At 72.3% G+C, this 17382-nt stretch carries 11 protein-coding genes; 6 read left to right on the forward strand and 5 right to left on the reverse strand.

Annotated elements, in window-relative coordinates; translation table 11 throughout:
• Positions 1-6: 6 nt before the first annotated feature.
• Together OHS59_RS38805 and OHS59_RS38810 are read right to left on the reverse strand one after the other, a co-directional pair.
• Positions 7-1323, reverse strand: a complete 1317-nt coding sequence (locus OHS59_RS38805; protein ID WP_328497999.1) for a DUF6114 domain-containing protein — start codon at positions 1321-1323, stop codon at positions 7-9.
• Positions 1324-1344: 21 nt separating this feature from the next.
• Positions 1345-1977: a DUF6230 family protein gene (locus OHS59_RS38810; RefSeq protein ID WP_328498000.1), complete on the reverse strand. Its 633-nt coding sequence runs from the start codon at positions 1975-1977 to the stop codon at positions 1345-1347.
• A 201-nt stretch (positions 1978-2178) separates the two neighbouring features.
• On the opposite strand from OHS59_RS38810, the gene OHS59_RS38815 reads away from it, so the two are divergent.
• Together OHS59_RS38815 and OHS59_RS38820 are read left to right on the forward strand one after the other, a co-directional pair.
• Positions 2179-3042: an oxygenase MpaB family protein gene (locus OHS59_RS38815; protein ID WP_328498001.1), complete on the forward strand. Its 864-nt coding sequence runs from the start codon at positions 2179-2181 to the stop codon at positions 3040-3042.
• Between the two features lies 1 nt (position 3043).
• Positions 3044-3907, forward strand: coding sequence for an oxygenase MpaB family protein (locus OHS59_RS38820; protein WP_328498002.1), 864 nt, complete (start codon positions 3044-3046; stop codon positions 3905-3907).
• Between the two features lie 76 nt (positions 3908-3983).
• On the opposite strand, the gene OHS59_RS38825 is transcribed toward OHS59_RS38820, so the two are convergent.
• Entirely contained in the window at positions 3984-4631 is a 648-nt protein-coding gene (locus OHS59_RS38825) for a helix-turn-helix transcriptional regulator (protein WP_328498003.1), read from the reverse strand.
• Positions 4632-5085: 454 nt separating this feature from the next.
• Here OHS59_RS38825 and OHS59_RS38830 point away from each other — a divergent pair, with 454 nt between their 5' ends.
• Positions 5086-5973, forward strand: coding sequence for a hypothetical protein (locus tag OHS59_RS38830; RefSeq protein ID WP_328498004.1), 888 nt, complete (start codon positions 5086-5088; stop codon positions 5971-5973).
• A gap of 130 nt (positions 5974-6103) precedes the next feature.
• On the opposite strand, the gene OHS59_RS38835 is transcribed toward OHS59_RS38830, so the two are convergent.
• Entirely contained in the window at positions 6104-9031 is a 2928-nt protein-coding gene (locus OHS59_RS38835) for a helix-turn-helix transcriptional regulator (protein WP_328498005.1), read from the reverse strand.
• 184 nt (positions 9032-9215) lie between these two features.
• Here OHS59_RS38835 and OHS59_RS38840 point away from each other — a divergent pair, with 184 nt between their 5' ends.
• The 3 genes from OHS59_RS38840 to OHS59_RS38850 all read left to right on the forward strand — a co-directional run bounded on the left by OHS59_RS38840 (position 9216) and on the right by OHS59_RS38850 (position 16593).
• Positions 9216-12542: an AAA family ATPase gene (locus OHS59_RS38840; protein ID WP_328498006.1), complete on the forward strand. Its 3327-nt coding sequence runs from the start codon at positions 9216-9218 to the stop codon at positions 12540-12542.
• A gap of 103 nt (positions 12543-12645) precedes the next feature.
• Complete coding sequence (locus OHS59_RS38845; RefSeq protein ID WP_328498007.1) at positions 12646-13821, forward strand: cytochrome P450; 1176 nt, start codon at positions 12646-12648, stop codon at positions 13819-13821.
• Between the two features lie 84 nt (positions 13822-13905).
• The gene (locus tag OHS59_RS38850; protein ID WP_328498008.1) at positions 13906-16593 is read left to right on the forward strand and encodes an MGH1-like glycoside hydrolase domain-containing protein; all 2688 of its coding nucleotides are present in this window, start codon (positions 13906-13908) and stop codon (positions 16591-16593) included.
• A 19-nt stretch (positions 16594-16612) separates the two neighbouring features.
• On the opposite strand, the gene OHS59_RS38855 is transcribed toward OHS59_RS38850, so the two are convergent.
• Entirely contained in the window at positions 16613-17191 is a 579-nt protein-coding gene (locus tag OHS59_RS38855) for a TetR/AcrR family transcriptional regulator (protein ID WP_328498009.1), read from the reverse strand.
• Positions 17192-17382 lie beyond the last annotated feature (191 nt).

Consider the following 17382-nt stretch of genomic DNA (forward strand, 5'->3'; position numbering starts at 1 on the left):
GGTCTCCTATCGATGCCTGCTGTGTACTTTCAGGTCGGTGAAGTTCACGGTCTCGGCGTCGACCAGCACCTGGCCGGCCTCCACGGCGGTCACCGACAACTCGGGCAGCCGCACGGCGATCGGCAGGTTCGCCGGGACGACGTCGGCGCCGACGCAGATCCGCGGGGTGCCGACGCCGATGACGGGGATGGTGAGGGAGCCGGTGAGCCGGGTGACGTAGATGTCCACCTGGGGGATGTCGAGGTCGACGTCGATCGTCTGGACCTGGTCGCCCGCCTCCAGCCGGAAGGCGTAGTCGTCCGCGACCAGCCGGTCGGCGTGCACCCACAGCACCTTCATCCGCCCGCCGGCGACGGTCGGCAGATAGGTGGCGCCGTGGATGACGGCGCCGTACGCGGTCAGGGTGTCGGCGCCCACCTCCGGAGGGGCGGGGCTGACGGGGTAGGTGGCGCGGGGACGGCCGGGCCGGTCGCCCACGACGATCGGCGGACGCAGCGCGGACAGGTCGTCGGAGGTCTCACCGGGGGTGGCCTCGGGGACGGCCTCCGGATCGGGAAGCCCGCCGGTGTCGACACCGGTCAGGCACGGGAGCGTCACCTGCGGACCCTCGTCGTCCACGCGCGTGGTGCCCATGCGTGTCGTCCCGATGTCGCGGTCGGCGACAGCCCGACTGGCCGTCGCCACCAGGGCGGTCACGACGGTCACGGCGATCACGGCGATCACGGTCGTCACGGCGAAGAGGACCGCGCGGCGTGCGGAAATCCGGCGGTTGCCGGACGGCGCGCGGTCCTCACGGGCTTTTGGGGCGTCGGCCTCCGGTATCGGGCCCGTGTGGGGCAGGTGGGCAGCTGTGCGCGCCGCCGCCTTCGGGCGCCCGCCCTCCTCGTGCTCTCCGCGCACGCGGTGCGGCTGCCAGCCGAAGGCCATCGAGGAACCGATCAGGCCCGCCGTCATGCCGATCCCGAACCCACCCAGGTTCGTCGTCGCCAACGAGGTCAGTGAGGCGATCGCGGTGACGACGGAGACGAACATCCGCTGGTCCGGCCTGAAGAGGAAGAAGACCCCGCCCGCGATCAGGACCAGGCTGATGCCGACGGCCGACATGGCACCCACTCCCACCCGGATCATCAGGGGGAGCGGTGCCAGCGGAATGGCCACCATCTCCACACCGCCCGAGATGACCCACACCGCCGCCCAGAACGGCCTCCGGCGGCGCCAGCCGCGCAGCGAGCGGCGCAGTCGCGGCGCGGGCAGGATCCGGTCGAGCCGGTCGCCGATCTCACGTGCCAGTTCCCACAGGAACCCCAGTACGAAGCTGAACATGGCCGAGTCCGTCCGTCGCCGTCAGAAGCACTGCTTGCCGGTGCGGCTGAACTCGATCTCCAGCTTTTCCAGCGTCAGGGTGCCCCCGTTGGCCGCGTAGGCGGTGCTCTTGACGTCATGGGCGACGGCGGTGCTCGCCTGGACACCGAAGGTTCCCCTGGGGCCGGTGACCCCGGGCGCGGCGGTCAGGGTGGAGGCGTCCCGGCCGGCCTCGACACCGGTGACCTTGCCGCCGCCTCCGGTCAACGCGTCCGTGTTCACCACGAGGTTGGTACCCGCGAGCGGCTTGTCCGCCCCCGAGCGCACCAGCATCGTGATGTCCCCGATCACGGGAACCTTCTGCTTGAGCGAGACGCACACGTCGGAGATCTTGCCGCTCTTGACACCGGCCAGCAGTACCGGCTTGGCGCCGCTCGCGGAGTCGCCGACGGACGACGGGAACGAGGACACGCCCTCCGCGGTGACCTCGGAGGCCGAGACCTGGAACGCGGCACCGGAGACGGCGAAGGAGGCGGCCAACGCCCCCTGCGCCAGGGCGATGCCCAGCGCGCCCACGGCCAGGGTGCCGGGGACGAACATGACGGCGGCACGCTTCCAGTGGGTACGGCCCTCTCCCGGGGTGATCGTCCGGTCGTACGCGTATCTGGCGCTCATGGGAAGTCCCTTCCGCAGGGCGAGGTGATGGCGACGAGGACGCGGCGGCCATCGATGAGTCGAAGATACAAAAACTATTGACTTGTTTCACGAGGCGCGTCAATACTCCCGACACAACGGAGACCCGGAGGCGCCATGACCGCTCTGCCGCACACATCCGCCGACTCAACACCCCATGAATCAATAGGAGTTGAGGAAATCGTGGCCGTCCGGGCACCGCGCCGGGGCGGGATGGCCTGGCGCTACTTCGGCGACGCCCGCTCGACGCTCATGGCGCCCCAGCTGCTGCTTCTGCAGGTCGCACACCCCGTCGTCGGCGCGGGCGTCGCGGACCACAGCACCTTCCGCGCGGAACCCTGGCCCCGCCTCGTCCGTACGCTGCTGTCACTGAGCACCGTCGTCTACGGAGGCCGGCAGGCCGCCACCGAGGAGGCCCGTCGGCTGATCCACGTGCACGCCGCGATGAAGGGCACCGACTCCGCGGGGCGCCGCTACCACGCGCTCAACCCGGAGGCCTACCACTGGGTGCACGCGACCCTCGTCAAGGCGCCGGTCGACGGACAGCGACTGTTCGGCAAGGGCATGACCGACGAGGAGACCGAGCAGTACTACCGCGAGATGCGGGACGTCGGACGCGTCTGGGGGCTCAAGGACCACCATCTGCCCGCCACCTGGGCGGAGTTCAGCGCGTACTACGACGACATGGTCGACCACCGGCTGGAGCACAACCAGTCGGTGCAGGACGTGCTCGACGAACTCATCCGCCCCGCCAAGCCGTTCCGACGGCTACCCGGTTTTCTCTGGCGGCCCTTCGCCCGGATCGCCGCGCACTACGCACTGCTGGTCACCGTCGGCACCCTGCCGCCGCGCCTGCGCGACCGGCTCCATCTGACCTGGGACCACCGGCGGCAACGAGCCCTGCGCCGCTTCGCGTTCCTCGTCCGGGTATTGGTGACGCTGGTCCCCCCGCCACTGCGCATCACGGGCACACTCGCCATCGCCTACTGGGCGACCCACCGGCCGGGCACCGATCCCGCTGCGTGGCGCCCGCTGGGGGCGAGGTGACATGACGTCCTCCTCGACCCCGTCACCCCCGCCGCCCACCACCTCCGCCACCGAGCCGGCCCCGCTCGCTCCCGGCACCATCCTCTGGGACATCGCGGGCGACATCCGCCTGCTGCTCTCCCTGCCCGCCGCCCTCGTCCTCCAGGTCGCCCATCCGGCGGTCGGCGCCGGGGTCGACGAACACTCGGTGTTCCGGACCGATCCCTGGGGCAGGGCCGAACGCTCCCTGGAATCACTGCAGTTGTGGGTCTACGGCGGCGACCGGGCGATCGAGGAGGGACGCCGGCTGCGCCGCCTCCACAAGACCATCAGCGGGACCGACACCCGGGGACGCGCCTACCACGCGCTCACCCCCGCCCACTACGCCTGGGTGCACGCGACCGCCTACCCCGTCTTCCTGCGGGCCGCCCGCTACCTGTCCCGCCCGCTGTCCCCCGAGGACGAACACCGCCTCTACGGCGAACTGCTGCACCTCGGCGCCATCCTCGGCATCGACGCGCGTGACATGCCCGGCACCCCCGAGGAGTTCTGGCCGTACTTCGACGCGATGATCCAGGACGAACTGGAACGGACAGCCGTGGCGGGTGAACTCCTCGACCCGCGCCGCCGCGTCCCCCCGCCGCCGGGCTCGGGCGCACTGCTTCGCCGGCTGTGGCCCCTGTGCGCCCGACCACTGTCCAGGCTGCATGTCTTCGTCACCACGGGCCTGCTCCCACCTGCTGTCCGCGAACGGCTCGGCCTGACCTGGCGACCGCGTGACGAACGCAGACTCCGTCGACTCGGCGCCCTGGTCCGCACCCTCGTCCCGCTGCTCCCCGAACGCCTGCGCTTCCTCCCCACGGCCCGCGCCGCCCGCTCGGCATGACGTGGAGTGATGTGAGGTGGAGTGACGTGAGGCGGAGTGACGTGACGTAGGTGGACGACGGTCCGGGGATGACGGTTCAGATCAGCCCGGCCCGTATCGCGTAGGACACGGCATGGGCGCGGTTGCGGGTCCGGGTGCGCTTCATGGCCCCGTAGAGGATGTATCTCACCGTGCGTTCGGAATAGGAGAGTTCGACCGCGATCTCGTCGCACTGCTTGCCTTCCGCGATCAGGCGCAGCACGTCCACTTCGCGGGAGTTCAGCTTGGGTACGGTCCGGGCCCGGGTGGTGGCGGTGTGCCGGCCCGGGTCTTCGGCCTGACGCGTCTGACGTACAGGTGCGGGCGGGGGAGTGGGAGCGCTCCCGTCGCTCTCGGCCACCGCCCGTACGGAGCGGGCGAAGACGTCCGGGCTGCAGAAGTCCCACCACACGACGGCGCGGACACCCCGTTTCCGCGCCGTCGGCATGTCGGCCCGCCACTGTTTGCCCACCACCACGAGGAAGCGTGCGTCGGGCTCGTCGGACAGGTGGCGGAGCAGGTCCAGCGCGGCGGCGTCCGCCACGTCCACGGCGACCACGATCGCGTCGGCCTCCCGGATCCTGTCCCGCGGCAACTCGTGCAGACGCGGGTCCAGGGCGACGAAGCCGGACAGCGCGGCGCGGACCAAGGGGGCAGGCGCGTGGATCGCCACGCGCACGGTCCCGGTGAGTACCTGCTGAGGCATGGGCCCTCTCAACTCGCGCCTGTGGTCGCCCATGAGGAATGTGGTCGTCCAGATGGTTCAGGGGCCGATGCTGCCACCCGCGGAGACCGGACAGCCGTGCCAACGGCCCGAGGTGCTTCAACCGAGGGAAACCTGGCGTCAACCGGGGGAGACCCGGCGCGAGCCCCGGCCGGCTCCGGCGCGGGTGCCCAAGAACTCCCTGTACAGAACGGCAAGGTTCGCGGCCATGGCTTCACCAGGGGCCGAAGCCCCACAACGATGGTGAAAGCACGTTCCGACGCGCTCCGGACGCCGGAGTGCGCGTCGGTCCGAACCGCTGGTGGGCCGTCCCGGCGGGTGGCGGCGCGAACCGGTCCGCGGGCCGCCGTGCGGCCCGTGACCACTCCTGGCGATGCCCGGCAACTCCCGGCGTCTCCGGCAACTTCTAGCAACTTCTAGCAACAAAGGTAGTCGCATGATCGCGTCCCTTGTCCTGTCCGTGGTGCTCGGCCTGGTGCTGCTCGGGACCGCTGCCGCACTCACCCGGCGCAAACGCAACTCCCCCTCCGGACAGGCCCGTACCGCGGGACCGGGCGCCGACCGGAAGGTGCTCGACACCGTCGCCCTGGGCCTGCATGCACTGGCCGAGGGACGTGCGCACGACGTGCGGCCGCTGCCCGACGTGCACTCGGTCGTCCACTCGGAGCAGCGGCTGACGCTGCAACTCGCGCAGGCCGACGCGGCGGCGCCGTCACCGTGGACGTCGGACGTCTCCGGGAAGGAGTGGTCGCTGGACCCGGCGAGTCTGCGCGCAGCCGGCACCATCGGCGCGGGGCGCGCGCATCCGTACTCCCTGACCGTCACCCTCGGCCTCCACAGGGGAGACAGGGTGCTGGTCGACCTCTCGCAGCTGTCGGGGCCGATCGCCCTGACGGGTGACGACCACGAGGTGCTGCGCCTGGCGCAGGCCGTCATCACCGAAATCGTGTCGGGACCGGTCGGGGTCCTCGCCACGGTCGTCCTGGTGGGCTCGGCGACCACCCCTCCGGTGACCGACGGACTGGGTTCGCGGTCGGCGCGCCTGCGCACCGCGGCCACCCGCGAGGAGGCCCTGGCGGACGAGGACGGCATGCCGGCCGGCGGGACGCACGCCCGCCGTCTCTTCGTGGTCACCGCCGCCCAGTTCCGCGACGAGAGCTGGGGGAACGCTCCGCTGCGCGAGACCGACGCGCTCCTGGTGCTCGGCTGGATCACCGACGCGGAATGGCACGTCGGGGTGAACGCCGACGGCTCCCTGGACACCGGCCGTCTGGGTGTCCTCGTCGACACCCACACCGCCCGCTTCTCCGGCCTCGTCGACTGACCCGTCGGTCACGGGGCGGACCACCGGGGATGAAGGACCACGGGGGTGAAGGACCATCGGGGGTGAAGACGGCCGCCTTCCGCCCCCGGGTGGTCCACCCCGTTCGCCGACGAGTTCCGCACCCGCCACGTCACCGCCCGGCCGTCGGCACCCAGGCGGGGTCCGGGAAGGGACCACGGCCTCCCGGCGAGCCGGGCAGAGTCTCCGGGACCAGGCCGCGGTCGGCGAGGCTCCCGTCCAGCCAGGCCGCGGCCAGCTCGGCCCGGGAGCGGCACCCGGCGCGCTGGAACAGCTGCGTCAGCCGGCGCTCCACGGTCTTCTCGCTCGACGCCAGCCGCGCCGCGATCTGCCGGTTGGTCGCCCCGTCGCTGACCATCACGGTCAGCCTGACGTCCTCCTCGCTCAACCGGTCCCTGGCCGGGCGCGGTCGCGGCAGCACGAAGCTCCGTCGGCGCGTCATGTGGCCGAGTGTCGTCAGGGTGGCGCGTCCGATACCCAGCGTCTGCGCGATACGGGAGGCCTCGGCCAGCCACCGTTCGGAGTCCTCGCCGATCTCCACCAGGCACAGACAGCAGAGCAGGCCCAGGTACACGTCGCCGCGCTGTCGCACCGCCCGGAGGGCGGCCAGCGCCTGGTCGCCGTCGCCGTGCACCAGGCCGCGGCCGAACAGCACGGCCTCACAGGTCATGGGGGAGTCCACTTCCCGGTGCAGCGCCTCCAGTTCGTCCAGCGCCTCCCGCATGACCTGAGGCATGCCTTCCAGCAGGCCGTACGCCAGATACCGCAGCAGCACCTTCTCGACGCCCGCGAGCAGACCGCTCCCGCGAGCCCGCCGTACGTCCTCGCGCGCTCCCTCCAGTGCCTCCTCCACCTGGCCCGACCAGTACCGCAGACTCATCCTCGCCCAGGCGACGAGCGGGTGCGTCACGCTGTCCGGAATCAACTCCAGCCACGCCCGGGCATGCCCCAACTCCCCGCGTGCGCAGTGGATCTCGGCCGCCAGCGCGCGGGCGGACTGCGCGGTGGCGGCCGCCGTGCCGCGGGTCAGGCTCCGCGCCTCGATCCGGCGGGCGGACGCCAGGGCCTGGTCCCAGTCGCCCTCCAGATAGGAGTGCACCATGGCGTGATACCGCGCGGCCGTACTGTCCCCCGCCCCCGTGGAACGGTCACCGAGCACGGCGGCCAGGGCGTCGGCGAGGTCCGCGTGTGTGGCCGCGTGCCGCAGCCGGTCCAGGACGGGCGCGCTGTGCACCTCGGGCGGCAGTGCGCCCAGCGCGTCCAGCAGTTCGGCGCGGCTGCCCGAGGCGGCGGCCAGCAGCCGCAGTTCGGCGGGCGAGGGCAGCGGCCCGGATCCGGACGCACCCCCGTCGACCGTCGTCGGGCGGGCGTCGCTCCCCGGACGGCACGTCACCACCCGGCCGAGCCCGTACGGACCGGCCAGCGCCGCGTAACCGGCCACGGCGGGCAGGTGTTCGGGAACAGCACGGCCCTGGGGACCGGAGCCGTCGGCGTACGGCAACCGGTGCTCGTGGAGCGCCGCCAGAGCCCACACCTCGGTGACGTACGCCAGCCGATCCCGATCCCGATCCCGATCCCGATCCCGATCCCGATCCCCGTCCCGGTCGGACGACGCGTCCAGACAGGCGAGCAGCGGTTCGCCCAGGGCCAGCGCACCCGCGTGGTCGGCGTGGCGCAGGCTCAGTTCGGCGGACTCGTACAGCACACCGGGTGCCCTGCGGTCGTCCGGAGCCAGGCGTCGCAGCGCCGAGGAGTAGGCGCGGACCGACCGCGGCCAGTCGGACCTGGCATCCGTACGGGCCGCGGCCAGCAGCACGTCCACCGCGAGCGCGTCGCCCAGCACGGCCCCGGCGGCGGTCACGTGATCGGCCAGGCGGGGATGGCCGCCCCCCGCGGTCTCCGCGCCCAGCCGGTCGCTCAACGACCTGACGATCAGGGCGTGCAACGACGACACGTCGTGGTGGGTGGGCAGAGCGCGCAGGGCCGCCGCGAGCGCCGGGACCGCGAACGACGCCCGGCCGTCGCCGTCCACGGTCAGGATCCCGTCCCCGACCAGCGGTGTGAGGGCCCGGTCGAGCAGGCCGGCCCGCCGGGGACCGCCGGGCTTCAGCCGGTGCAGATCGTCGAGCCGTATCTCGGTGTGTTCGAGAGCGCGGGCCACCGCTGCCGCCGCGTCCAGGTCGAGGGCGTCCGGCGGCTCGTCCGGCCGGCAGAGCCGCCTCAGCTGTGCCACGTCCGTGGTGAGCCGCAGCGCCTGCTCCGGCTCGGTCAGACAGGCATGGCCGCCGAGTTCGACGAAGTCGCCGCGCTCGTCCATCGCGTCGAGCACGGACAGTACGGCCTCGGGGGTGCCCGCCATCGGGCCCAGCGCCCGCAGTACCGCCGTCACCAGTGCCGGTTCGACCGGGCGGCCGAGTCCGCGCACCGTCAGGGCCTCGACGTCGGCGGGCCGCAGCGGCGGCAGATCGAGCAACCGGTCGGCCGCCGACGTCAGTTGCGACGCGCCGCCGTCTCTCGGGTGTACCGGCCGGCCTGCCATCACCATCGGCACGCCGGCCGGGCGGAAGACCCGGATCAGCAGACCGAGGGCGGCGGCCGTGGGCGACGGCATCCGCTCGACGTCGTCGATCAGCAGCGCGAAAGGTGCGTCCCTGGCCGCGTCCGTGAGTACCTCGCGCAGGGCGGACAGCTGAGTCAACTCCCCGTACGGGGCCGGGGGTTGACGTGATGTCCGACGGGCGCCACTGACGCGCACCGTGCTCCGGCGGTTGTGGACCCTGGCGAGCGCGCTGTGGACGCCGGCGGCCAGGGCGGCGGCACCGGGTGTGCCCTCGGCGTCGTGGCAGCGCAACCGGAGGACCTTGGCGCCCTCCTCGACGGCCGCCCGCCGCGCGTGTTCCAGCACGGCGGTCTTGCCCGATCCGGCCGCGCCGACGACCAGCAGTACGCGGGCCGCGTCACCGGTGGCCAGCAGGGTCCGGGTCACCTCCCGGATCTCGTTGTCCCGGCCTATGAGAGGTCCGCCGTCCTGCACGCCCACGCCTCCGGAAACGACCAACGGAAATGACCAACAAAAATGACCACAGGTAAACAGCCACTGGCAAATGACCATAATGGCTGTCGTCGGCCGAAGGCCCGCACGAAGAGCCGGCCGACAACGGTCTCCGTACGCGGGTACGTCACCGCCCGCCCGGCACCTGTCGTCGAAGAGAACACGGTGGACCATGACCGCTCCGTCCGAAACCCCCTGGCTGCTCCACGGGGGCACGGCCGTGAGCCTGGACCGTACGGCCGGTCGACCGGTCGGCCGCGAGCGGCAGTCGGACGAGATCCACGGCCGGCTGAGTGATCCGGACGGACCACGCCTGGTGCTGGTCCGCGGCGAACGAGGTGTCGGACGCACCGAGTTCGTGCACGCGGTCGGCGAACGGCTCCGTGCGGACGGGGCGGCCGTGCTCACGGTGGGCTGCGTTCCGGGCGACGAAGCACGGCCGTTTCTGCTGGCGCTGCGGCTGGTCATGGCGCTGGAGGAACACCGGCCCCCCGCGGCACACCCACGCTCGTCGAAACCGGCCACCGAGGCACCGCGGGCCACCGAGACACTACGAGCCACCGAGGCACTGCGGGCCTCCGAGGCACTGCGGGCGGCCGAGCAGCGTGACGGGCCGGCCATGGCGGGACTGCTGCGCGCCGCTCTGGCACGACCCGTGCCCGATCCCGTGGTCGTGGTGATGGACGACATCCAGCACGCCGACACCGGATCGCTGGCCGTGCTCGGTGAGACCGACCTCGCGCGAATGCCGCACACCGTCCGGCTGTTGGCCTCGGCGGTGGGAGGTGCCGAGCCGAGCGCGGGTGACACCGACGGAGGCCTCCCGACGGCCCGGTCGGCGGCCGTCCGGGGCGCCCACACGATCGTCCTGCCCCGGCTGGGACCGGACGAGACCACCACCGTGGTGGCACGTCGGCTGCGGGCCACACCCGACACGACCCTTGCCCGGCGGGTGCGCGAGCTCACCCTCGGGGTCCCCGGCGCGATCGACGCCCTGCTCACCGGGTGGACGCGTGAGGGGGCGATCAGGGTGGCCGACGGCCACGCCTTCGTCGGCGCGAGGAGACCGACGCCGGTGCTGCCGGACGGCGACCGGTTCATGACGGCGCTGGACGCGCTGGGCGAGCCGTCCCGCACGGTGGCCGGGGCCCTGAGCATCCTGTGGCCCCTCGGCGGGCGGGCGGCGCAGCTGATATCGGCGTCGACCGGTCTGTCCGCCGACGCGGTGGGCGACGGGATCCGCGACCTGACCGACGCGGAGATCGTCGAAGTCATCCCCGCACCCGACGACGGTCGACTCCCGGGCCCTGCCGATCCGGACGCCCCCGGCCCGGGAGCTCCTGACGCCCTCGGGTCCGGCGACACCGAGGTCCTCGAATCCACCGACTCCGACGACGCGGGCCTCCCCGCACCCGACGACGTGACCCCGCGAGGCTGGCGGCTCCGGCTGCCGCTGACGGCGCACGCCGTCCGGGAACGGCTGGGGCCGCTGGAACGGGGCCGACTGTCCGCCACCGCGGTCGAGGCACTGTGGGCGGACCAGGACGCGGCGGACGCGACGGGCGCGGAGGACGCGACGGACACCCCGCCTCCGCGAAGCGCGGAGGCAGCCGCACACCCGCGAGGTGCGGAGGGCACCACGCACCCGAGAGGTGCGGAGGCCGCCGCACACCAGCGAAGCACGGAGGACCCCGCACACCCGCGAAGACCCCCGGTGGTGGCCCTGCCGGACGAGGCGGACGCGGTGGCCTATCTCGCTGACCGGGTCGCGGAAGCCGGATCGCTCGTCGACCTCGACCGCGCGGTCGCCGAGCTGACGGCCGCCGCGCAGAGACTGCACCCCGACTCCGAGGGCAGGGGAGTGCTCCGTTGGTGCCGGGCGGCCGGCCACCTCGTCGAGCGGCCGGCCGATCGGGTCGCGGCCCTGCACCGGTACGCCAAGGCCGCCTACAACGCGGGCGACCACCGCACCGCCCGGACCATCGCGGAGTCGATCCTGCGTAACCTGGCGGACGTCCTCGGCCCGCGCGAGCTGCAGAACACCGCCAGCCTCTTCACGGCGGCGACGGCCGACGACCTGGACTGGCGGGCGCTGTCCCGGCTGACCACGGCCCGGTGGTGGGACGAGCTGCGGCTGCCCGCCCTGGTCGCCGTGACCGGCCGGGCCCTGGCCCTGAGTCAGCTGGAGAGGTGGCAGGAAGTACTGGACCTGCTGGCGGACACCGAACCGCTGTGGACCGCCGACGCCCGTGCCCGGGTCAAGCCCGCCTACTTCCGGGCCGTGGCGGAACTGGCGCTGGGCAGGCCGGAACGGTTCCGGGAGTCACTGGCCTTCCCGGAGGCGTCGTACCTCGATGCCGGTCACGTCCACGCGCTCGCCACCACCATGTTCGACGAGCTGCTCAGCGGCCGGGACCTGCGCGCGGCCGAAGTCCTGCTGGACGCCCAGGGCCTGACCGCCGACGTGCTGGCTCCGCGCAGCCTGTTCCTCTGGCGCCATCTCCAGGGCCGGTGGGACGAGGCACTCGAGTCGGCCCGCTGGATGCTCGCGAACGACCGGACGAACACACCCGCGGCGGACAGCCATCTGGTCCCGGCACGGACCGCCGCCATCCTGCTGGCCCGGGGCCGCACCACGAGCGCCCGCCGACTCCTCGACAGCGTGCGCGGCGACAGTGCGCGCGGCCACGGGGAGGGCCCGCTGGAGTACTCGCTGGACGCCGCCGAGGCGGAGGTGCTGCGGACGCTCGGCGATCCGGCCGGCGCGGAGAAGGTGCTGCGGCGCGGCCTGGACGCGGCAGCCTTTCGCGGACAGGTCGCCGGCACCGACGAACTGTGGGCCGCGCTCGCCGAGGTGCACGCGGAGGAGGGACGCGGGCACGAGGCGGCGACCTGCCTGGAACGCCTGGAGCGGATCTCCGACCGCACGGGCGACGGAAGGACACGGCTGAGGTACCTGCTCGCGTCGGCCCACGTCCTGCGACAGGCCGGTCGGGTCGGTCGGGTCGGCCTTGGCGGTCAGGCCGGTCCGGTCGGTGCGTACGGTTCCGGCTCCGCCCACGGGAACCTGCGGGAGGCGGTCGAGCTGGCCCGTTCCCGCAGGCAGCCGTTCGAGACGGCGGTGACCCTCGTCGCCGCCGCGGAGGCGGGCGCGGGCCCGGCCGCCCTGCTGCACGAGGCGTACGAACTGTTCGGCGAGACCGGCGCCGCGCTCTCCCGCTTCCGCGTCAGGGCCGCCATGCGCGAGGCCGGAACCACCGTCCCCGGACGCAGGCAGGCCACCGCCGAGAACGAACAGCTGCTCGCGACCCTGATCGCCGAAGGGCTCACCAACCGCCAGGTCGCCACGGTGCTGCGGCTCAGCGAGGACGCGATCGCCAACCGCCTGACCAGGCTGTTCGCCCGCACCGGGCTGCGGTCCCGCACCGAAGTGGTCACGGCCGTGCTCACCAACTACCGGGTCCACCGGGTCGCGCAGGGCCCGGACGCCGATTGTTAGCCTTGCGTGTGATCGGATACCCCATACCCGCCCGGACCGCGCGAAGCCGCACCGCCCGATGCGGCATCCCGCGACGCAGCACCGTCCGACGCCGGACCGCCCGATGAACGCCGTCGGTTCCTTCCCGCTCGGTGCGGCGACCACGCTCGCCGAACTCAGCCAGGACCCCCACGCACGACTGGCGCTGCTCCGTGCGCACGAGCCCGTGTCCTGGCTGCCCGAGCTGGACGGCTGGCTGGTGACCCGCCGTGACCTCGCGCTGAGCGTGATGAAGGACGCCGAGACCTTCACGGTCGACGACCCCCGGTTCTCCACCGCACAGGTCGTCGGACCGAGCATGCTCTCCCTGGACGGCGACCCGCACGCCCGCCACCGTGAGCCCTTCACCGCCCCCTTCCGCCCCCGGGCGGTCCATGAGGGCTTCGCCTCGTTCATCGAGGGGAAGACCGACCGGCTCATCACCGAGCTGGCCCCGGCCGGCACCGTCGACCTGCGCCGTGCCTTCGCCGGTCCGCTCGCGGTCGCCGTCGTCACCGAGGCGCTCGGGCTGGTCGGCACGAGCACCGCCACGGTCCTGTCCTGGTACGACTCCATCGTGGCGTCGGTCTCGGACATCACCGCCGGACAGGCGGCGGGCCCCGCCGGCACCGCCGCCTACGCCCAGCTGCGGGCGGCCGTGGAAGCCACCGTCGCCGACCGGAACGCGGCCTCGCTCCTCGTCTCCGCCGCCGGGCGCCTGACAGTGCCCGAGGTGGCGTCCAACGCCGCGGTCCTGATGTTCGGCGGCATCGAGACCACCGAGGGGATGATCACCAACGCGCTGCTGCATCTGCTGCGGCACCCCGACCAACTCGCCCTCGTCCGGGCCGACATGAACCTGCTGGACGGTGCGATCGAGGAGTCGCTGCGACTCGAACCGGGCGCGGCGGTCGTGGACCGCTACGCCACCCGGGACACCGTCCTCGGCCCAGCCACCGTCCGCCGGGGCGACCTGGTCACCGTCTCCCTGACCGGGGCCAACCGGGACCCGGCCGTCTTCCCCGACCCCGACAGGTTCGACGTCCGCCGTGAGAACGCGCGCCTCCAACTGGCCTTCGCCCACGGCCCGCACTACTGCCTCGCCGCGCACCTCGCCCGCCTGGAGGCCCGTATCGCCCTCCAGCGCCTGCTCGAACGCCTCCCCGCCCTGCGCCTCGACCCGGCCCGCCCCACCACCCCGTACGGACTGGTCTTCCGTAAGCCGCAGAGCCTGCACGTCCTGTGGGACCGCCCCGTCTGAGCGCTTACGGCCCGAGGACCATTGCCGCCCGGCCCGAACCGTCCGAGTCTGGACGCACGTGCCGGGCTGTGAGGAGGACGGGCGATGACGACGGACAGCGGCGCACCGGACGTCGAGCGGCAACGACTGGCCGAGGCCGACGAGGGCACAGCGCCCTGGCGGCGCTGGGGGCCGTACCTGAGCGAGCGGCAGTGGGGGACGGTCCGCGAGGACTACAGCCCCGACGGGGAGGCCTGGGGACACTTCACCCACGACCAGGCGCGCTCGCGCGCCTACCGCTGGGGCGAGGACGGCATCGCGGGCGTCAGCGACGACAAGCAGCGGCTGTGCTTCGCCCTGGCCCTGTGGAACGGCCGCGACCCGATCCTCAAGGAGCGGATGTTCGGCCTCACCAACGGCGAGGGCAACCACGGCGAGGACGTCAAGGAGTACTACTTCTACCTCGACAGCACCCCCACGCACTCGTACATGAAGTTCCTCTACAAGTACCCGCAGGGCGAGTTCCCCTACGGTGACCTCGTCGCCACCAACCGGGCCCGGGGCCGCAAGGACTTCGAGTACGAGCTGCTGGACACCGGGGTCTTCGACGAGGACCGCTACTTCGACGTGTTCGTCGAGTACGCGAAGGCGGGACCGGAGGACCTGCTGGTCGAGATCACCGCGCACAACCGGGGTCCGGACGAGGCCACGCTCCATCTGCTGCCGACCCTCTGGTTCCGCCACACCTGGTCCTGGGCCGGCGGCACCGCCGTGCCGGACCTGCGGCGGATGCCCGGCGGAATCCTGGCCGAGCACGAGGAGTTGGGCACGCGCCGCCTGTACTGCGACACGGACGCCCCGGCGCTGTTCACGGGGAACGAGACCAACGACGAGCGCGTCTTCGGCAGTCCGAACCTCACCCCGTACGTCAAGGACGGCATCGGCAGGCACGTCGTCCACGGCGACACGGCGGCCGTCGACCCCGCCGGGACCGGCACCAAGGCGGCCCTGCACAGCGTGCTCACCGTGCCCGGCGGCGGGAGCGCCCGCATCCGCCTGCGTCTGACCGACGCCGAACTCGGGGACCCCTGGGCGCAGTTCGCCGAGGTGCTGGACACCCGCAGGGCCGAGGCCGACACCTTCTACGAAGGAGTCACCCCGGACGGGACGAGCGAGGACGAGCGGCGGCTGGTCCGGCAGGCACTGGCCGGGATGCTGTGGAGCAAGCAGTACTACCACCTCGACGTCGAGCGCTGGCTGGCCGAGCACGGCGTCGACCCGCTCGCCGCCGACCCCCGCCTGCGCAACAGCACCTGGTACCACATGGTCAACGACGACATCATGTCGATGCCGGACACCTGGGAGTACCCGTGGTTCGCGGCCTGGGACCTCGCCTTCCACACCCTCGCCCTGGCCATGGTCGACATCGGGTTCGCCAAGGGCCAGCTGGACCTGCTCCTGCGCCGCCTCTACCTCCACCCCAACGGCCAGATCCCCGCGTACGAATGGAACTTCGGCGACGTCAACCCGCCGGTGCACGCCTGGGCCACCCTCTTCGTCCACGAACTGGAGAAGCAGCGCACCGGCCATGGTGACCGCGCCTTCCTGGAGAACTCGTTCCACAAGCTGATGAAGAATTTCACCTGGTGGCTCAACCGCAAGGACGTCGACGGCAACAACGTCTTCCAGGGCGGCTTCCTCGGCCTCGACAACATCGGTGTCTTCGACCGCAGCGCACCCCTGCCGACCGGCGGCCAGATCGACCAGGCCGACGGGACGGCCTGGATGGCGCTGTACTGCCAGAACCTCCTGGAGATCGCCATCGAACTGGCCGTCGACAACCAGGTGTACGTCGAGCAGGCGCAGACACTGTTCGAGCACTTCGCGTGGATCGCGGTCGCCACGAACCGCATCGGCAAGGACAACGAGAGCCTGTGGGACGAGGAGGACGGCTTCTTCTACGACGTCCTGCGGCTGCCCGACGGCGAGGCCGTCCGGCTCAGGGTCCGCTCCATGGTCGGCCTGATCCCGCTCGCCGCCACCAGTGTGGTCGGCGGCTGGGCCGACCAGCGGTTCCCCGAACTGGTCACCGGAGCGAAGGCGTTCATCGATCGCCACCCGTCCGTGCAGGCCGTCATCTCCTCCCAGCGCACAGTGGGACCCGGCGTGCGCGGACGGCATCTGTTCGCCCTGTTCGGCGAGGACCGGCTCCGGCGCGTCCTGGCCCGCATGCTCGACGAGGAGGAGTTCCTCGGCCCGTACGGCATCCGCTCGCTCTCCCGCCACCACGCCGCCCACCCGTACAGCTTCCGGGTGAAGGACCGGACGTACGGTGTCGGCTATCTGCCCGCCGAGTCGGACTCGGGCATGTTCGGCGGCAACTCCAACTGGCGCGGCCCGGTGTGGTTCCCGGTCAACATCCTGCTGATCCGCGCCCTGCTGAACCTGCACGCCTACCACGGTGAGGACTTCACCGTGGAGTGCCCGACCGGCTCGGGACACCGGATGACCCTCTACGAGGTCGCCCGTGAGATCTCCGGCCGACTCACCGCGACGTTCCTGCGCGGCCCCGACGGCCACCGCCCGGTGCACGGTGCCCAGGCGAAGTTCGCCAAGGACCCGCACTGGCAGGACCTGCTGCTCTTCTACGAGTACTTCCACGGCGACAACGGCGCCGGCCTCGGCGCCTCCCACCAGACCGGCTGGACCGGCCTGGCCGCGGTCACCGCGACCCTGTTCCACCAGGTCGGCTCCGGGGACTGGGGCGCCCTGCGGGAGGAACCCCTGTCCTGAGACCACCGGGAACCGGCGCTCACCGGCCCGGGGCCCCCGCGCGCAGTCCGTCCATGACGAAGTCGAGGAGGCGGGCCGCGCGCGGCTGCCAGTCCCCGTGGGGGTCGATCTGCCAGAGACCGGCGATGGCGAGGAAGAAGTCGTCCGAGGTCACCCCCGGGCGGATGGTGCCGGCCTCCTCGTTGGCGTGGAGCAGGAGGTCCGCCGCGGACGCCACCGGAGTGGGTTCCGGTTTCGCCGGGCTGCCCGGCGCGCTGGTGGCCTGCCGGATCGCGTCCGCCAGACCCGCCTTGGTCATGGCGAACCGGGCGAGATGGTCCATCCACTCGCGCAGCGCCCGCTCGGGCTCGTGGGCCCCGAGCAGCTCGCACGCGGCGGCGGCGACCTGCTGCATCTCGTGGCGGTAGATCTCCAGGACTAGCGCCTCGCGGTTGGGGAAGTTGCGGTAGAACGTGCCCTGCCCGACGCCCGCCTTCTTGGCGATGACGCTGAGCGGGGCGTCCGCGCAGTGGGTCAGCTCGGCCAGGGCCACTTCCAGGATGCGCTCGCGATTCCGCTGCGCGTCCGAGCGCAGAGGTGCGTCCTTCTTGTGCTGCACGCGTCCTCCTCGCGGGTTCGTGGCCGAATCCCGTCCTTGCTAAGCGGACAAGTGTCCGTTACGTTTTTCCGGTGAGCGGACAACTGTCCGGTTAGGTACACCTTACCGGCGAGTCGTCCGGCCTGGACAGGTGGTGGTCGGCCGCGGCCCTCCCTCCTTGCATCCTGCACGCTTCTGGCCCGTCACCGCTA

The sequence above is a fragment of the Streptomyces sp. NBC_00414 genome (genome assembly GCF_036038375.1).
Taxonomy (GTDB): domain Bacteria; phylum Actinomycetota; class Actinomycetes; order Streptomycetales; family Streptomycetaceae; genus Streptomyces.

Bases quoted from the DNA above. Each gene is read 5' to 3' on its own strand.
- OHS59_RS38805 (WP_328497999.1), bottom strand. From the start codon at position 1,323: ATGTTCAGCTTCGTACTGGGGTTCCTGTGGGAACTGGCACGTGAGATC.
- OHS59_RS38845 (WP_328498007.1), top strand. From the start codon at position 12,646: ATGAACGCCGTCGGTTCCTTCCCGCTCGGTGCGGCGACCACGCTCGCC.
- OHS59_RS38820 (WP_328498002.1), top strand. From the start codon at position 3,044: ATGACGTCCTCCTCGACCCCGTCACCCCCGCCGCCCACCACCTCCGCC.
- OHS59_RS38825 (WP_328498003.1), bottom strand. From the start codon at position 4,631: ATGCCTCAGCAGGTACTCACCGGGACCGTGCGCGTGGCGATCCACGCG.
- OHS59_RS38850 (WP_328498008.1), top strand. From the start codon at position 13,906: ATGACGACGGACAGCGGCGCACCGGACGTCGAGCGGCAACGACTGGCC.
- OHS59_RS38840 (WP_328498006.1), top strand. From the start codon at position 9,216: ATGACCGCTCCGTCCGAAACCCCCTGGCTGCTCCACGGGGGCACGGCC.
- OHS59_RS38830 (WP_328498004.1), top strand. From the start codon at position 5,086: ATGATCGCGTCCCTTGTCCTGTCCGTGGTGCTCGGCCTGGTGCTGCTC.
- OHS59_RS38810 (WP_328498000.1), bottom strand. From the start codon at position 1,977: ATGAGCGCCAGATACGCGTACGACCGGACGATCACCCCGGGAGAGGGC.